An 18,251-nucleotide genomic window follows, 5' to 3' on the forward strand; every position below is an offset into this window, starting at 1 on the left:
CCCCCTCCGCCCCACCGCCCCCCGGGGCGGACTGGCTGGGTATCTCCGGCTACACCCTCCTCATAGCGGGGTGCGCGGGGTGCCTCTTGAAGTACTGGGGATATTAGGGGAAATGGGAATATCAAAGATTAAGTTCTTTTACCGGGCACGAGTTACGTACCCGGTAAAATAGTGTCATATATCTTTCGTTTGTCGTAATTCGGAATAATGTTCCCTTGCGATTGATATCGCTCGCCTCAATTTTTCGGAAAGCACTTTCTTATCGGGTAGTTTTGTGTAATATTGCGCTACCTTTATCGGACTATCTTCGTCAAGCATTAGATATTCGATATGCTCTGTATTGCCTTCCGAACAAAGAATTAACCCGATTGGAGATTCTTCACCTTCTTTTCGCTCGTTCTTGTTCAAATAGCGAAGATATAGTAACATTTGCCCTTCGTATTCGGGCTTGAACTTCCCCAATTTGAGATCGATCGCTATCAGACGCTTTAAGCCACGATGGAAGAACAGCAAATCAATATAGTAATCAACCGCATCTACGGTAATCCGCTTTTGACGGTCAAGGAAAGCAAAATCTGTCCCCATTTCCTTAATGAAAAGCTGTATTTGGGAAAGAATTGCCATTTCGAGATCTTTCTCCGAGAATATATCAGGAAGCCCAAGCATATCAAGAAAGTAACTGCTGCGAAATATAAGGTCGGGCAATAGCTGGTTGTTTTCCTTTATCTCGTTCAGCTCTTTGCGTATCATATCTTCGGGTTTACGGCTAATGGCTGTACGCTCATAAAGTTGACAATCTATTTTTTCATCAAGTGTGCGAGTATCCCAATGCTCCATTCTGCACATTTCCACATAGAACGAGCGAGCTAGCTCATCTTTTACTCCCATAAGCGAACGAAGATGAGTCCAAGTCAATTGGGCTACGCACCGCATATCCAATCTCGTCTTCTGAAAAAAGATACGCACTGCGTACACAATGTTTGAGTTTACCATATCCCCATCCGCTTCCATATTTTACAGTTAGCCGGGTAGCCAATTTTTTGATGACTTGTTTACCATATTCGGCACGCTGATTGTATAGTATATCTTCCTTAATACGTTTGCCTACATACCAATTCGTCATACATATCTCAGTATTCAAATAGGTAGCTACTTTAGCACGTACTCCATCTATAATGCCACATACATCATTATACAATAGTTCTTCCGATGTGGCTAAATTCAAAATATCATCTGCCATAATAAAAATAAATTAATCATCCCACAGCCCCTCCTTGGCGTTTCATGTACATAGTCATTGATTCCAACGCATCGATGAATCTCAACGTATGCATAATGTCATAATGCTCGTCAACCAAACATATGCCACCATATCGTTTGACATAACGATAGACCTGTGGTATACTTAGCCCATTCCGCTCGGCAAAATGACTGATAAGCGACATCAGATATTCCGCCTTATCCCTCAATATATCACTATTCATACCGATTCTCAATTATACGTTTTTACAAATATAGGTATTTTCCATAAACCCGCTTCTAAAAAGCCATCGGTAAATTTTGATCGAATATATATCTTTTATACCTAATCCCAAGCATATATCCACCTCAATAATCAATAATGATCCGTAGGCCACCAAGAAGGTTTATTCTTGGTACCTCGCCCATCATGGGTACAGTCTACACAGCGAAAAGGAGCATAAATATTTGGAGTGGTTGGTGATCCACTATAAATGTAATAGGTATAACCATCTGGTGCTATTCCTGTTAAGATATTTTTCGCACAGTCATAAGAAGTTTCATAGAAATCTCTTAGTTCCGGCATAAAGCGTTTCATAATCGTTGTATTAGTTACATCCACATAGCCTATCACCCATTCTTTAGGATCTGATACGCAAGATATATTACCTCTTCTTTCCGAAGGAATTGGAGAGAAAATACTCCCAGCCTGTTCTATGTTCCTTTGTAAATTCACAAAATAGTCATACGCTTCTTTACGTATACGGTTTTGCTTAACGTCTATATAATAAAGCATTGTCAATTTATCATGATCACGGGGGATCTCTATCAATTTTCTCTTATAGATAAGATTTACAGTCAGTTTATTTGTCGATTCCAATAACATCGCCTTAGAACTATCACGTCCCCAGCAATAATAAGTATTTTTAGATGTATGCTTCTGAAATAAAGTGAATTTATCATCTAAAAAACCAGCGTTTGCAAATAGATCTACATGGAATTCCCATATCTCCTGATAAGTCCATTTATAATAAGTTGGCTCTACCTTGTTATCATGTGTAGTTACGCAGATATATACAGGAGTTTCTGATGCTGAACTTTCAACAGATATACTATCGATCACCGGAGTATCTAGAGGATTCAAATATTCCGATTTATATTCTTTATTATTCCAATTTATTGATAATCTATATTTATACGCAGGATTTAACTCTCCCATCGGTATTGTATAAACTCCATCTTTACTCACGTTCAACGTTTCAAAAACAGCTCCTTTATCTGATTCAACAAAAACATTCGCATCCGTTATCGACTCCCCTTCCTCAAACTCATCCAACATCCTTACGCTATGGCTCAATCGTATCCGAGTCGTATCATTAGTTATAAAACCATCCACTACCAGCAAACCACCTATTTGGTTCACAATATCAGGCTCATAATCGGAGATACAACCCATGAGTGTTAGTAACCCTGTTATGTACATATATAATCTTTTCATATATACACTTTCTTTGGTTGGGAAAATTCATTAATCTATTGATAAAAAATCATATCAATAAGGCTTATAACAACAAAACTTTAAGTTCTAAAATCATCCTTTTAAATTATAAAGGGACAATTAAGTTTTTATCAGAAATCTTAATCGCCCCTCTTAATTTCAGATATTTTAATATACCATTACCTTATATTTATATAAGTTGTCCCAGCGCCAACCCACGTATTACCATCATAAATATCGCATACTAAACGAGCGCTACCAACTGCATAAAAACTAACCGAACAATGATTTGTCCAAGGTGTTATATAAGCTTGCGGTGCTCGTATACTCCATTCCAATCTAGCACCCGGTATTAAAGGGCTATATTCCAGATGATACTCTTCTTGGGCATAACCCCCATTTAGTGTTACGTTAATAGGGCCTGATATAGTAGCAACTATCCCATTTGCCGCATTAGCTTGTAATATAGACTCTTCTATATTTTCTTTGTCCACGTCAATATTAGTTTGCTGAGCATACATAAACTGCATTGATAATAATGCAAGCATAATAAACAGAACTTTCTTCATGGCTCTAAAAATTTAAATTAATAAATACATATACAACTACAAACTTACTTCAAGCAAGAAATAGGATACTTGCAAATCAAGTATCCTATTCTCAATTCGAAATAAATATTTTATTTCCAAGCATCCGGCTGAACCAAATAAGGTTTGCCGTTCTCGTCGTTACCCATGGTCAATACTTGGTCATCAGGAACAGGAAGCATAGTCTTTGCCGCAGGAAGCACAGAGGCTGCCGCAAACTTCGGAATATATTGCTTTTCATAATCGATATAAGCCTTCAATTCTGAAGACATGACATCACCACCCCAACGAACCAAGTCGAACCAACGTTCACCTTCCATCGCCAACTCAAGCTTACGCTCCATACGGATCGCCTTGATACAAACATCTTTGCTTGTGAAAGCCGCATGAGACGTAGGATATTCAGCGACCTTATAGTTTGCGGCCGCTTGACCGTTTTCTAACTTAATAATATTCACATCCAAAGCTGCACGTCTACGAACATCGTTAACTTGTGCCATCGCCTCAGACAATTGACCAGCGTCAGCTAAAGCTTCAGCGTACAACAATTTAATGTCACGCACACTAAGATATTGCATATTCATAGCAGAACCCGGTGCCCAACCATTAAATAAGTTCTTCATGCCAGCGGCCTCTTCCGCCTTACTAAACACGTGTTTCTTCGGCATAAAGATACCACCATTTACAGGATTACGAACCCAGTCATCCTTAGGCATACCCCAATCTTTGTAAGGGATTCCATAACGACCTACAGCAAAATCCAAACGAGGGTCTACCGCAATACTATTATCTGTTACGACAAATGGCTCATTTGTTCCCGTACCTTTTCTTGAAACAGTCGCTTTATTTCTATATTCACCATTCAAATAAGGTAAACCTTGTGCGTCCACTTGGAAAGAGTTCACTAATTCGAAAGAAGGTTGATAGAAACCACAGCATCCACCGGGACCTGAGTTATGCGGATAATTCAAACAGAAAGGAGCACCACCAGTGTTTTCGTCAGCAGCAGAATATTGAACAGAGAAAATAGCCTCTTTACCATTCTCAGTCAGCGCATTGAAGTTGTTATCCAAATCGTCCTCCAATCCATAAGCTGCCCCACTACTGGTTGTACCATTATTCACGACATCGGCTAAAACAGTTTTCGCGGCAGCGATGTCTCCTTTATGCATTAAGATTTTACCTTTTAATGCTTTCGCAGCCCAAACATTCGCACGACCAACTTCAGTCTGAGTTTCCGGAAGATTAGCGATCGCATCGTCAATATCCTTCAGTACATTATCATAAATATTAATATCATTATGTACTTTAGGATCATTCTCCGTATAGGTCTCATCAACCCAAGGAATAAATGGACCAAACACACGAATTCCCTCAAAATAAGCCAATGCACGCAAGAACTTCAACTCACCATAGCGGCTTTTACGATCGGTATCGCTCATACCCGGCATACCTTCAGCGCCTTGCCAAGCTTGAAGAGCTAAGTTCACACGTTTAGCCATTACATAAACCCACGCCCACTTCTGCGCTATATAGCCATTAGTAGACAGAGTATTATACATCTCTATCTCATTCACCACGGATTGGTCACCCGGGTCGGAACCTTTATTGGCGTCACCACCATAAATACCACCCCATACCCAGTTAAATGGAGATGCTTGATAAGGATCATAACCATCCACCGGAACAGCCAAGCCTGCATAGGCACTAACAGTTAACAATTCCACACCCGTTGGATTGGCTAGAGCGTCCGGTGTCAATGCTCCCTGAGGTTCTTTCCCCAAGAAGTCATCGCCGCAAGAACTAAATGAAAGCGCAGCAAGATAGCCTATCGCCAAAATATATTTACTTTTCATAACGATTCTTTAAATTAAATTAAAACATACACACCTTAGAACGCAAAGTTTACACCAAACAAGAAACGTCTTGTTGAAGGCCAACCGCCCATATCAATACCTCTCTTCAAGTCAGCACCGACACCGTTGTCATCCACATCTTTCATTTCCGCATTTGTATACTCGGGATCTAAACCATCATATCCTGTAATGGTAAATAGGTTCTCAGCTTGCACGTAAATACGCAGATTAGAGATTGTAGCCTTCTTCATCAACTCCTTCGGGAATGTATAACCGAGGACCAAATTCTTCAATCTCACGAAAGAGGCATTCTCTACATAGTATGAGCTAGAGTTCGTTCCTGAATAGGTATCACCATAATCCAAAATAGGTAAGACAGCTTTGCTATTGTCAGCACCCGGTTTCCAAGACAAATCTCTCATGCGAGAAGATTTATTACCCTCGAATAACCAGAAATCAGTAAAGTACTTCGTATTGTTGAACAAATCATTACCGATCGTTGAATAGAAGAATGCCGTCAAATCCCAGTTTTTCCACGTTACAGTAGCGTTCAAACCGGCGATCAAGTCAGGATGAGGAGAACCGATAAAGGTACGGTCATTTCCATCTAACTTACCATTTCCATCTGTATCAGCAAATTTAAACTTACCGACCCAAGCCTTAGCGTCTTCCGCACTTTTCACTTCTTGTCCCAAAGGAGGTAACGCAAGTACTTCATCTACGTTCTCATAGAATCCATTCACCTTATATCCATAGAACTCAGAGATAGCATGTCCCTTTGTCGTACGAGTTACATTACCAGAGATACGTGTACCGCCTCCCCACATAGAAGCATCATCAGCCTCAGAGATCTTAACAACCTCATTCTTATAATGAGATAGGTTCAAAGAGAAATCCCATGACCAATCGCCCTTACTGTCTCGATAGTTGAAGTTGAAGTCAACACCCGTATTCTTCATATCACCAAAGTTGATGTACGGTTTTGAAGATTCACCAGCCAAAGCGGAATATTGAGCCGCAATCAACATATCTGTCGTTTTCTTATAGTACCACTCCAATCCGGCACCGAATTTGCCGTTCAAGAATGTTCCATCCAAACCGACATTAAACATTTGGGTGGTCTCCCATTTCGTATCCTCGTTACCAAATTTATCCAAACGATAACCTAAAGAGGTAGAGGTATTAGAACCCGTAAAGTCATAGTTTGTTTTCTTTGGCAATGTTCTATATTCGTAGGCGAAGTTCGTAATACGAGGCACTTCTGAGTTACCGGTAACACCAAAGCCAAAACGAAGCTTCAAGTCATCTAACCAGTCTTTTGTTTTCTCCATAAAAGCCTCTTCAGAGATACGCCAACCAGCAGAGATAGAAGGGAATACACCGTAACGATTATTCTCCGAGAAACGAGAGACACCATCACGACGGATAATACCTGTCAACAGATACTTATTATTATAAGCGTAATCTACACGCCCAAACAGACCAAACAAGGCAAATTCACCTTTATATTTTGATTCTGCGATACGTTGTGCGTTATTCTCACCCATATTCAACTCCCAAGTATTCGTATTATCCTCGTACAAATAATTGTAACGACGACCTTTCAGCGTACGTCCCAAACCATCACGAATAGCCTCGGTACCAAGCAAGACAGTCAATTTATGAACCTCATTGAATGTCTTGTCGTAAGTCAAAGTATTAGTCCAAACCCAACGATAATTAAAATCAGATTGCTCTTCAAAATTGTTTTGGCCCATTGACTCAGAAAACTCAGGGTTCTTCTTTTCCATACGATAATAATAACCATTCGTATAGTCCAAACCGAAATTCGTTCTAAAAGTTAATCCCTTGATAATATCGGCCTCTGCCCATAGGTTACCAAATACGCGGTTATGTGTATAGTAATTATCCTTATTTCTCTTTTGATTGGCAACCGGATTCTGGAAGTTACCCGTTCCAGCGAATTTTGAACCGGCAAAATTGCCTGCGATATCATATACCGGTACATAAGGAGAAGCACGATATGTCCAAGAATATGGATTACTCTCAGCGCCGCTAGAGTTCAAGCCATTATCTTTCGTAAACGCATAAGTTAAATTCTCTCCTACCCGTAACCAATCACGAACATTGAAAGAGGTGTTAGCACGTACTTGATATCTCTGGTAGTAAGAATCAATAACCGTACCATCTTGCTTGAAGTAATTCGCACTTAAATTATATTGTCCCTTTTCAGTACCACCAGATAAGCCAACTTGATGGTTTTGAATCATAGCCGCACGGTCTATCTCATCCCACCAATTTGTATCAGAGAACGGCGCATAAGTCGTACCCGGGTAATTATAATCGCCGGGATTAATATCCGTACGACCACCCGCACCAGCTTGCGTCAAATAATTAGGAATAGAAGGACGTTCACCTGTTCCGAATTGCACGTGTGAAGGAAGTTCATTGGAACCTAACAATGCATAGTTACTAGCCTTTGCGTCCCATTCCAAGTTTACACGATCCATAGAATTCAAAACGTCATAGCGCTTGCCTGTTTTCTGAACACCGACATATCCATCATAAGTCAATTTAGGTTGACCGGACCGGGTACCTTTCTTCGTCGTAATCAAAATAACACCATTGGCCGCCTGCGCACCATAGATAGCGGCGGAGGAGGCATCCTTCAATACCTGCATACTCTCGATATCGTTCGGGTTCAAGGAGCTTAAATCTTGGTTACGTGTTGATACGCCATCAATTACGTACAATGGGCCATTGTCATTAACCGTATTGATACCACGAATACGAACCATAGACTGGGAACCGGGGGAACCTGATTGACCGATATATACGCCGGCCGCCTTACCTTGCAACTGCTGGGTAGCGGAAGATCCGGAAGATGCCAAAAGGTCCTTCGTATCGACTACTGCCACGGAGCCTGTGATATCTTTCTTCTGCTGCGTACCGTAACCTACTACTACTACCTCATCAAGGTTTTGCGTATCTTCTTTCAAAGTCACATTTACCACTTCTCCCGAAGCAGGAATTTGCTGAGATACATAACCGATGTAGGAAACGACTAAAATGGAGTTGGGCTCAACTTCCAAGGAATACTTACCGTCAAGGTCGGTAATCGTACCGTTTGTAGTACCTTTTACTACAACATTCACACCCAAAAGGGGTTCACCCTTTGCGTCAGTTACCGTACCGGTAACTTTCTTAGCTTGTTGGGAGATGGACACATTCGCGTTAGACGCGTGGATTGGAGGGGTTACACCCGCACCGACCATAAGGAAACAAAGTGCCAAACCCAGCCCGCTTTTAACAAAAGCCAACTGTTTGTTCATCATAACACAAAAATAGGTTAACATTAATAATTATATCCACTCTTCGGATACGGGTACAAATATAAATTATTATTCTTAATAAACAACAATAGTATGCATATTTTTTTCACATTCCCTTGAACTTGCAGATATGTGTTCGTACAAATAGCTATTATAGACCCAATAAGGCTTATTCTTGTTAACAAAAAGACACCTTCACAAGAATCAACAATATGTTAAAAACCGCATAAAAAAATACAATCTATTCCTAATTTTTCCGAAGACTTTTAAACCTTATTATCAATCTACAGCACGGTAAACGAGTCTCTTGGGCCATATAAAACAAAAGAGGACACCGTTTTACCGACATCCTCCTAAGCTCTTATCGCATTAGATCCATGAGCCTTACCGGCTGCCGGCTATCGATTTACTCACGATATTCGTTACGGCCTCTTGCATCTTCTCGATGACGCCGCTGTTTTCCATCCCGTATTCGGAGGCGATCGTCTCCAGATTCGGGGAACCGATCCAAACCTTGCCGTCCGCATCTTCCCAAACGGAGATACGTAGCGGCAACTCCAAAGAGATAGACGGATCTTGCTGCATCAATAAAGTCCCGACTTTCGGCGAGCCGAAGACGATCACCTTATTCGGAGGCAGCTTCATCCCTACCTCGCTAGCGTTTCGCCCATGATCGAACACGGCGAACACGGAACCTCCTTGAGACTTGATAATCTCTTCGATCCGCCGCATCGTCTCATCCACGCTAAACGGGCTTACCGCTTTATCCATCAAACGATTCTTTTTCTCCATGGCTGTAATTTTCTTCAGTTTTGTCAAGACAGGAGTCTTGACCGTCCGTACGCTCGACTTCCGGTCATTATTCAGCTGCTCATAAATAACGATTTTATTCTCTCCTTTGTTTAGCCATACGCCCGGTATGTAAAGCGTTTGCTGAGGGCCGGCATACCAATAGCGGCCGATATTGACGCCATTGATGAAAATAATGCCCTTTCCCCAATCCTCCATGTCGATGAACGTATCGCCGGTATCGGACAGGTGGAAGGTTCCCTCGTAGAGAACCGGCTTATTCCCCAACGCCGCTACCTCGGGCGAGCCATTCTTATAGACATAAGGTTCGCCGGAGACCAAAGCCGGCATCCGGTCCATCGGGAGCTTGTACATCTTCCAGTCCGATATCTCGCTGCCGTTAATCTTGACCGAGCTGATGATCCCCTTCGTATTGCGGACGATCTCCTCGCCATAATTGATACGCCCCATGTTCTCCACCAAGATGTCCAAGGTAGCGTTGAACGGGATATCGATCTCCATCGCATATTGGTTGAAGCAACGGTTTAACTCGCCGACACGCTCGCCATCCACGTAGATCGTAGCGTAATCACGCAAGCCCGGTATCTCCAAACGGCCTTTCAGGGGTTGGTTGAAATGGGTAGAGTACAAGACGTAGCCGTATCCTTGGTTCAATTGCTCGAACGTGAGAGGTGTCGGAGACGCTACCGGTTCCCCTTCTTTCGCCAAGGCCAACACATCGGCTACCTTCGTCAAGGAGATCGACGGGATCTCGATCAGCGGTATAGGGGCTGGGGCCTCGGGGACGTCATAAGTGACGTATTTCCGGATCACGTTGCGGATCGAGTCGAACTTCGGGGTCACCCAACCCGCCTCGCTGATCGGGGCGTCGTAGTCGTAGCTGGTCAAGTCCGGCTGGATATCATGCTTCTTGTCGTAATTGGCGCCACTGGTGAAACCGAAATTCGTACCGCCATGAACCATATAGAAATTGAAAGAGACATCGTTTTGGAGGTACGTCTCCGTCTGCCTCGCTATGCCGGAATCGCTTATATCGGGGAATGATTCCGCCCAGTGCATCAGCCAACCGGGATAAAACTCGGCTACCATATACGGGCCTATTCCCCCGTGATACTCGTTCACCACCTTTTTCAAGTTCTCCACGTTACTCTCCCCGTTCGCCGTAGGCAACGCTCCCGGGGTGGAACCGCCCTCGAACAACCAGCTTCCGTCCGAGGTGAACAGAGGCACGTTGAAACCGGCGTCCGCCAATTGCCGCTTGATCTTGGCGTTGTAGCGGCGATGCTCCTCCAAGGGGATATCCTTACGTTGCGCCACGTAAGAGCCGAACTCGTTCTCGGCCTGCACCATGATGATAGGGCCGCCTTTCGATACCTGCAAGTCGCCGACCTGCTCGTAAAGCTTATCGATATAAAGCTTCGTGCGTCTCAAGAACTCCGGGTTATCCCGGCGGATCTCCATGCCCGGTATATTCTGCAACCACCACGGATAACCGCCGAACTCCCACTCGGCGCATACGTAGGGGCCGGGACGGAGGATCACCATCAATCCCTCCTCTCCCGCTATCCGGATATACTCGGCCAGATTCTTGTCTCCCTCGAAATCCCATTTACCCGGCTCCGTCTCGTGCAGGTTCCAGAAGACATAGGTAGCGACCGTATTCAAGCCCATCGCCCGCATCATCCGAAGGCGATGCCGCCAATATTGGTGGGGGATACGAGGGTAATGCATCTCACCCGAGAGGATCGGGGTTACCTTCCCGTTTACATAAAAATGACCGTCCTTGATCTCGAACGTACGTTTCTCCTTGGCGAACGAGCCGACAGGTATCAGCATCAAAAGGAGCAATAGATAGGCGATTTTCTTTTTCATGGAATCCATGTGTTATAAAGATTTATTTTTAGGTTTAAGATCTCGTGGCAAATGTATGTAAATAAAAAGAGGATGCCAAATAAATGACATCCTCCCTAGCTTATATATTATATAATGTATAAGTCTGTATTAAGCTTGCTCCAACTGCAAAGTCTTAGTCGGCTGGTCGCAAACCTCCGTCGGGCCGAAGTACTGGATCGGACCCGGGTATACGTAGCTAGTAGTCAAAGCCCACTCGTCACGGTTTGCGGCGAACGCCTTGAAAGGAGCGCCGTCAAGCTTAACCAAAGCCTTCTGGATAACCGGCTTCATCTCGCCATGACGTTTCTCCATGTTCATCATCATAGTAACAGGGATACCACCGGCGATCCATTGATCAGCGGGAGCGGTCGTGTTACGTACGGAAGACATATAACCTGTCTTACCGGCGGCGATCAAGCAAGATGCCGTGTAACCCAAAGAGTAGCAGTAGTCCGCGTCGTAGTTAGAAGGAGCGGCGCAACGACCCTCGTAACCGAAGAAGTGGTGTTGTGCGGCGAACTTGCCTACGTACTTGCCCTCGGCCTTCCACTCAGCCAATTTCTTGCCAACCATCTCAGACAATAACTTCTCAGTCTCGATCAAAGAAACCTGTACGTTTCCGTGCGGGTCACGGTCCAAAGACAACTGACGAGCTACGCCCTCCGGAAGAGAAGCGTACAGATCAGAGTTCTCCTTCGTCAACTTGCTGATGATATAAGCACGTTGCTCGCTCTTCTTGATCATCTTGAACTCAGCGTCGTGCTTAGCCAAGAAGTCGTTCAACTCGGCGATCAAGCGTTTCATAGCCGGAACGAACTCGATCAAGCCCTCAGGGATCAATACCGTACCGAAGTTATTACCCTCGGCGGCACGTTTAGCCACGATACCAGCCACGTAAGTAACGATATCGTCCAAAGACATATTCTTCTCCTCAACCTCCTCGGAGATGATACAAACGTTCGGTTGAGTCTGCAAAGCACACTCCAAAGCGATATGAGAAGCGGAGCGACCCATCAATTTGATGAAGTGCCAGTATTTCTGGGCGGAGTTACAGTCACGTTGGATGTTACCGATTACCTCGGAGTAAACCTTACAAGCCGTGTCGAAACCGAAAGAGGTCTCGATCTGGGCGTTCTTCAAGTCACCGTCGATCGTCTTCGGGCAACCGATTACCTGTACGCCGGCGCCAATAGCCTTGTAATACTCGGCCAATACGCAAGCGTTCGTGTTAGAATCGTCACCGCCGATAATAACCAAAGCCTTGATATCAAGCTCTTTCAAGATCTGAAGACCTTTATCGAATTGCTCTTTCGTCTCTAATTTCGTACGTCCGGAACCGATCATATCGAAACCGCCCGTGTTACGGTACTCGTCGATAATATCAGCCGTCAATTCCATATATTTATGATCGATCAAACCGCCCGGGCCCAAGATGAAACCATACAGACGAGAATCTGCGTTGTGAGCCTTGATACCGTCGAACAAACCAGCGATCACGTTGTGACCACCGGGAGCCTGACCACCGGAAAGGATCACACCAACGTTCATGACAGGCATAGCCTTCTCTTCGTTACTCTTCTCGAATGTAACGATCGGCATTCCGTAAGTGTTCGGGAACAATTTCTTGATTTCTTCCTGATCGGCTACTGATTGAGTATACTCGCCGTCAACGGCTTTCACTGCACCTTTCAACGCAGCGGGTACCTTCGGTTGGTAAGCTGCTCTTGCGATTTGTAATGCACTCTTTGTCATTTCTTAATTGATTTATTTAGAAATTATTTGATACGTGTTCAAAAGTGACGCAAATATAAGGAAAAAATCCGTATTAATAAAAGAGAAGGGGGATATGTTCATTCAAAATAGCATCGAAAAAAACTTCCGGGAAATCACTGGTAAACTTGCCCTCATCATTATAACCGATCAACCTTCAACAAGAAGAGGATGTGTCACCATGAAGTGAACACGAGAAAATAGGTAGCTTACTGTATATTTTACTTGACTATTTTTTACCCGGTCGTGTTTTTCCAAAAACACGTACGTAATTTTCAAGAAACACGTACGTGTTTTTTCGAAAACATGTACGTGTTTTACTCAAATCTCCATCATAATTTATATCCATCTAATTATAAGCCAGTTATAAACCATTTCAAACAAATGCTTTATTGTATTTTTTTAATCCGTTTACTCTGTTGGCTACTTCAATGGCACAATAGAGTAAACTATTCATCAACTTGCACCTAATTATCACAAAAGACTTCGTATATTTACACCTTCTATTAACGTTAGTTAATCACAAAATTCGATGCGAAAAAGCCCTCTTGCACTCCTATTATCGCTTATCTGCCTGATCTCGTCTCATAACGAGATACAAGCGCAAGGACATCCCCCGACAGATTCATTGCGACAACGGGCCGCAGCGAGCGTGGGTAAGGAAAAGCATGATCTACTGATGCGTATAGCCATGTCCACCAACGATATCGCCGACTGGGACGCTACGCTCAACGACGCTATCGACCGGTGCGACACCCCGGCCATCTGCCGATCAAGGCTGAATCGCATACAATGCCTCTTTAATTTCTACTCCGTGGATTCGGCTATCATCGAGGCACGAGAGAGCCTTCCTTTTATATTGAATGCCAAGCAATACAGTTTCTACTTCTCCACCTATAATACTTTTATATCCGGATTGTTCAAGCAAAGACGGTTCGACGAGGCCCGTGAGGAAGCCACAACCATGTTCGAGACGGCGCAACAGGTTAAACAACCGGTAGGCATGACGATGGCCTTGCAGGTACAAGGCAGCATGTATTATAAACTCGGCTTGTACGACCAAGCCCTCACCTCGCTGGAAAAAGGGATCGCTATATGTCCCACTTACGAGAATGGTGAGAACCAAGTACTCTACATCTCGGCCGTTCTTTACGAATGGCTCTTCATGACCGCCCTGAAGGTGAACGACACAGAACGCATATCCCGTTACGCCGACAGCTACGCCGCCCTCGTCAAATGGAGAGACGAGCATGGGAAAGTGGACCCGACCGGACATTATCCCGTCACCTCCCGCTCTCTCCAAGCCTTGTCTTTCCTGAAAAAAGGGCAAATAAAAGAGGCGAGACGATTGCTGGATGAGGCAGCCCGGTTTATTCATCCCCAGATCCCGGCCAACGCTTATGAGCATTTTTACGAGGCTCGTCGAGAATTACGGAAAATGACAGGAGATTACCAAGGGGCTATCAAGGATATGGATATCCTGTTGGCGGCCCACGAGGGCGACCTATCTTTCTATATGGACGATTTGTTGAAGAAAGCGGAACTTCTGGCTCATTCCGGAGATCCCCGGTCCTGTATATCGCTCTATCATACGTATATACAGGTGAAAGACTCGGTAAACCGGTTGGATATCGCCTCTCGGATGGATCAACTACGGACTATTTACGAGGTAGACCGGCTCAACCAAGAGAGGCAATACGCAAGGAACTGGATGTTCGCCGCCTTTACCGGTTGCTTGCTCCTTTTCCTTTTGCTAGCGGGATATATTATCTATTCCCAACGCCTAAAAGCGAAGAACCAAGTACTCTACAGACGCATACAGGAACAGATCCGGCAGGAAAATAAGGCGGTGGAAACCATTAAGCAAATACCCGAGAACGATCTTTCCCGGGAATTACGTTTATTCATAAACTTGAACGAGTTATTGGAAAAAGAAAAGCTATACACCGATCCCACCTTGAACCGGGATGATCTGGCACAACGTTTGGGGACCAACCGTACCTACTTGATGGAAGCCGTACGTACTTACGGCGGGAATATGACCGTCCGCGAATATATTTATGACTTTCGTCTAAAGCATGCCGCCGAACTGCTCTCCTCTCCCTCCGCCCTCTCGATCGATCAAATATGCTATGACTCCGGATTCGCTTCCCGCTCGGTATTTTACCGCCTTTTCCGACAGAGCTATGGCCTGTCTCCTAACGAATATCGAAAACTTGCGGAGAAAGAAAAAGAAAATTAAAATACTATATTTCAAAAACTTGCGCCACACGGACAAATGTTTTGCGCCACACGGACAGCTTTTAGGATTACTATTCGGATATTGAAGCGATATCTGTTAATCCTAAAAACAAACTATATATGAAGACAAATTATTTTTTTCTCCTTTTCTTTCTTTTGATTCTGATGGGATGTTCGGATGACAAAAACATTCCGGATATCCCGGCCTCCACAGAGGACACCTATGAAGGAGTACACGATCTGATCAGTTTCACGAAAGAAACCGAAGATTTCACGTATGGAGACCTGACTTTCTACATCAAGACTCCCCGCGGGAACATTATCCAACGGAAAGCCAAGCACCGGCGATTATCCGGGACTTCCCTATTCACCATGGAAAAAGGGCTGAAGGAGGGTAAATACCAGCTACTATATATGGAATATACCATCCAATCGGATTGCCCGGACATTGACGGGCGAAATGGGGAGTTCGGCATGGGGTGCTACATTACCGTCAGCGAGAATGGGATCTCCACCGAAACCAACCGTGACGAGCGAATCGGCCTGTATGGGAACGGTACGCCGGAAGATCCGTACCGGATAACCTCTGCCGATGATTTGGCGAAGATACAAGAAGCGATCCTCAACTTCCACAACAATGGTAACCTTGTTAATTCCTCCACCTGCTTCAAGCAACAAAATGACATTAGCATGGCCAACTATAATGACCAATGCGGCTGGGAGGGTAACTGGTATCAAATCGGATTATCAGCCAGTTATCCTTTCACGGGCTATTATGACGGCAACGGCTATACGATCCGGGATCTGAAAATGTTAGATAAAAACGCCGTGGGCGCTAGTTTGTTCGGCTTCGTAAATCAAGCCATCATCTCGAATCTCACCATCGAGAAAGCCACCATAACCGGCTATGGGGCGCTATCGGCTATCGTAGGAGCCGTTACCACCAAGGGGGGAAGCATCAATAAGACATTCATAAAAGGGTGCATAGTAAAAAAATCCACCATCGAAAGCCGTAGCGATGGCGTAGTCACGGACGGCATGGCCATAGGCGGGATCGCCGGCATGGTAGACCCAAACGTAAATCTCTGGATAGATTCCTGCTCGGTAGAGGATTGCACTATAAACGGGGCGATTGCCGTAGGAGGAATCCTTGGCGGAGGAACAGTGTACTCAATGACACAAATCACGAACTCCCACAACCGGAATACCAAGGTAACTGCATCTTACAATTGTGCCGGAGGAATCGTTGGGTACGCCGATACGCTCTATGTATATTCATGCAGCAATAATGGCTCTATCAAAGGTGCCGCATCCACAACCGCTCCTCCCGGAAACCTTCCTGCCAATTCTATATATAATGTAGGAGCGGGCGGGATCGCCGGAGGAAGTGGATTGAGCACCATCATTTCCAGCCGAAACAGCGGGACGGTGCAAGGAAGCAGGGGCGTAGGGGGAATTATCGGAAGCACACTGGTAACTACCCAGCCGAAAACTTATTATAATAACACGTTTATCGGTTTTTGCTCGAACTCGGGGAATATAAACGGCGACAGTTATATAGGAGGATTATGCGGTGAGGCGCAACTTGGCGCTTATAAATCGTATAATGAGGGTATGATCAAGGCTAATTCATCCTTCGCTGGTGGAATTTTAGGATTCGCTCCCTTGGCCTCCATCACCAACACGGCGAATTTCAATAAAGTAATCGCCTCCTCTTATAGCGGAGGAATAGCCGGTTCCATCCTTGCCGGCTCGTTGGGTATTAACACGAATCTGGGGGAAGTAGCCTCCTACCATGAATATGCCGGTGGTATGATAGGAAGGGCAGGGAATACGCTTGCCATGAACTATTGTTCCAATTTCGCATCGATATCAGGTTCCTCATACCTCGGTGGTATGATCGGCGAGGTAGGCGACGCAAGGAAATGGACGATCATGGACGGCGTATCCTTGGGGTTTGCCACATTCGAACTAGCGTCTACTCTTGTCGGATTTGTCCCTTTCGCTAAAATCGTGGGAGAAAGCGGAGAAATCCTTGTTAACTGCGCCCTTACAGTACTTAGCCTCGTCTTAAATGATATCGATATTTTATCAGAAGGTTTTAGCGTATTCGGGCTTATTTCACACGGTCATCCGGAGATTATAGAAACAGAGAGGCTGAAAGGTGTCATTACCCATGATATCGCCATGTTGGAATCAGATATGGACACGAAACTGGCCAATAAAACAGACAACCTATCGTTCGCAAGTATCAAACTGAGGAGCAAAGATATGACAAATAGGTTCATGTCTAATCGAAAGACATTAACAGAATGGTTCGAAAGTGGGACAAACCACCAGATTTATAGTGATGCGATGAATTATAAGAGAGGGTTGCTCTCCAAACAGATCCTTAAAAGCAAAAAAAACGAAGAAGTTCTACATACGGTTGTCAGTGGTGTTTGTTGCGCGGTCAATTCAGCCTTGCTTTTTGTTACAGTTATCACTTTCCCCGAAGGTGTTCCCGCTGTAGCCTTGATGGGAGGTGCGCTAGCGTTAGTCAGTTTCGGCAATTCGGTTTCGGCCACTCTTGATGATTTCGTGGAAAACTCCGTCGTTATCACACAATGCTTGAACGCCGGAGAGATTGGCCAATATAGCAGCGGAGGCTTGGTAGGCCAACTTCAGCAAAGCTGCCTTATCTCCGATTGTATAAATATGGGACGCTCAAATAAAAGAGCCAATGCCCTAATTGGAGTTGTCAATCCAAACGTAAGGGTAGGCAGGAACTTGAATGTCGGGGAGAATTGGTATCTTTTCGCACCTCCCGCATCCGTTTCTTATTTTGGGAATTACTGCATGCTGGGCACTGTAGAGCAACCGAATCCTGTGATTATGAACATATTCAGCTTACAAGACTTAAAGTCGGAAAAGACCTTTACTGGATGGGACTTTGATGTAAAATGGGAAATACCATCCAACGAAACAGGTAGCTTTCCGATCCCGAAGAAATCCGAGATGCAATTTGATAAACCTAATTTATAAA

At 44.4% G+C, this 18,251-nt stretch carries 11 protein-coding genes and 1 pseudogene; 2 read left to right on the forward strand and 10 right to left on the reverse strand.

The window, feature by feature from the left end; all coding sequences use genetic code 11:
* Window positions 1-174: 174 nt before the first annotated feature.
* The 10 genes and pseudogenes from QVP94_RS01070 to QVP94_RS01110 all read right to left on the reverse strand — a co-directional run bounded on the left by QVP94_RS01070 (window position 175) and on the right by QVP94_RS01110 (window position 12,967).
* Window positions 175-888: a PDDEXK nuclease domain-containing protein gene (locus tag QVP94_RS01070; RefSeq protein WP_353884499.1), complete on the reverse strand. Its 714-nt coding sequence runs from the start codon at window positions 886-888 to the stop codon at window positions 175-177.
* Window positions 872-1,240, reverse strand: coding sequence for a DUF1016 N-terminal domain-containing protein (locus tag QVP94_RS01075; RefSeq protein ID WP_022191773.1), 369 nt, complete (start codon window positions 1,238-1,240; stop codon window positions 872-874). The genes QVP94_RS01070 and QVP94_RS01075 overlap by 17 nt, the downstream gene beginning before the upstream one ends.
* Window positions 1,241-1,256: 16 nt before the next feature.
* A complete protein-coding gene (locus QVP94_RS01080) occupies window positions 1,257-1,484 on the reverse strand; it encodes a DUF3791 domain-containing protein (RefSeq protein WP_005868058.1) in 228 nt (75 codons plus the stop codon).
* A gap of 131 nt (window positions 1,485-1,615) precedes the next feature.
* Window positions 1,616-2,737, reverse strand: coding sequence for a DUF4249 domain-containing protein (locus tag QVP94_RS01085; RefSeq protein ID WP_005868056.1), 1,122 nt, complete (start codon window positions 2,735-2,737; stop codon window positions 1,616-1,618).
* Between the two features lie 179 nt (window positions 2,738-2,916).
* The gene (locus tag QVP94_RS01090; protein WP_005868054.1) at window positions 2,917-3,306 is read right to left on the reverse strand and encodes a hypothetical protein; all 390 of its coding nucleotides are present in this window, start codon (window positions 3,304-3,306) and stop codon (window positions 2,917-2,919) included.
* Between the two features lie 110 nt (window positions 3,307-3,416).
* Window positions 3,417-5,180, reverse strand: a complete 1,764-nt coding sequence (locus QVP94_RS01095; RefSeq protein WP_022191774.1) for a RagB/SusD family nutrient uptake outer membrane protein — start codon at window positions 5,178-5,180, stop codon at window positions 3,417-3,419.
* A 35-nt stretch (window positions 5,181-5,215) separates the two neighbouring features.
* Window positions 5,216-8,515: a SusC/RagA family TonB-linked outer membrane protein gene (locus tag QVP94_RS01100; RefSeq protein ID WP_022191775.1), complete on the reverse strand. Its 3,300-nt coding sequence runs from the start codon at window positions 8,513-8,515 to the stop codon at window positions 5,216-5,218.
* Between the two features lie 381 nt (window positions 8,516-8,896).
* Window positions 8,897-9,304 carry a DUF302 domain-containing protein gene (locus QVP94_RS19395; protein WP_497198246.1) on the reverse strand — a complete coding sequence of 136 codons (408 nt, stop codon included), beginning with the start codon at window positions 9,302-9,304 and terminating at the stop codon, window positions 8,897-8,899.
* Between the two features lie 12 nt (window positions 9,305-9,316).
* Window positions 9,317-11,194: pseudogene (locus QVP94_RS01105) on the reverse strand (glycoside hydrolase family 35 protein); the annotation flags it as partial.
* Between the two features lie 129 nt (window positions 11,195-11,323).
* Complete coding sequence (locus QVP94_RS01110; protein ID WP_005855923.1) at window positions 11,324-12,967, reverse strand: diphosphate--fructose-6-phosphate 1-phosphotransferase; 1,644 nt, start codon at window positions 12,965-12,967, stop codon at window positions 11,324-11,326.
* A 550-nt stretch (window positions 12,968-13,517) separates the two neighbouring features.
* Between QVP94_RS01110 and QVP94_RS01115 the strand changes: the two genes are divergently transcribed.
* Window positions 13,518-15,227: an AraC family transcriptional regulator gene (locus tag QVP94_RS01115; protein WP_005855919.1), complete on the forward strand. Its 1,710-nt coding sequence runs from the start codon at window positions 13,518-13,520 to the stop codon at window positions 15,225-15,227.
* Between the two features lie 119 nt (window positions 15,228-15,346).
* Window positions 15,347-18,250, forward strand: coding sequence for an autotransporter outer membrane beta-barrel domain-containing protein (locus QVP94_RS01120; RefSeq protein WP_022191777.1), 2,904 nt, complete (start codon window positions 15,347-15,349; stop codon window positions 18,248-18,250).
* Window position 18,251 lies beyond the last annotated feature (1 nt).

This window comes from Parabacteroides sp. CAG:2, assembly GCF_000436315.1.
Classification (GTDB): Bacteria; Bacteroidota; Bacteroidia; order Bacteroidales; family Tannerellaceae; genus Parabacteroides; species Parabacteroides distasonis.

Coding starts and splice junctions, on each gene's coding strand:
- QVP94_RS01090 (WP_005868054.1), bottom strand. CDS start 3,306: ATGAAGAAAGTTCTGTTTATTATGCTTGCATTATTATCAATGCAGTTT.
- QVP94_RS01115 (WP_005855919.1), top strand. CDS start 13,518: ATGCGAAAAAGCCCTCTTGCACTCCTATTATCGCTTATCTGCCTGATC.
- QVP94_RS01085 (WP_005868056.1), bottom strand. CDS start 2,737: ATGAAAAGATTATATATGTACATAACAGGGTTACTAACACTCATGGGT.
- QVP94_RS01110 (WP_005855923.1), bottom strand. CDS start 12,967: ATGACAAAGAGTGCATTACAAATCGCAAGAGCAGCTTACCAACCGAAG.
- QVP94_RS01080 (WP_005868058.1), bottom strand. CDS start 1,484: ATGAATAGTGATATATTGAGGGATAAGGCGGAATATCTGATGTCGCTT.
- QVP94_RS01100 (WP_022191775.1), bottom strand. CDS start 8,515: ATGATGAACAAACAGTTGGCTTTTGTTAAAAGCGGGCTGGGTTTGGCA.
- QVP94_RS01095 (WP_022191774.1), bottom strand. CDS start 5,180: ATGAAAAGTAAATATATTTTGGCGATAGGCTATCTTGCTGCGCTTTCA.
- QVP94_RS01070 (WP_353884499.1), bottom strand. CDS start 888: ATGGGAGTAAAAGATGAGCTAGCTCGCTCGTTCTATGTGGAAATGTGC.
- QVP94_RS01120 (WP_022191777.1), top strand. CDS start 15,347: ATGAAGACAAATTATTTTTTTCTCCTTTTCTTTCTTTTGATTCTGATG.
- QVP94_RS01075 (WP_022191773.1), bottom strand. CDS start 1,240: ATGGCAGATGATATTTTGAATTTAGCCACATCGGAAGAACTATTGTAT.
- QVP94_RS19395 (WP_497198246.1), bottom strand. CDS start 9,304: ATGGAGAAAAAGAATCGTTTGATGGATAAAGCGGTAAGCCCGTTTAGC.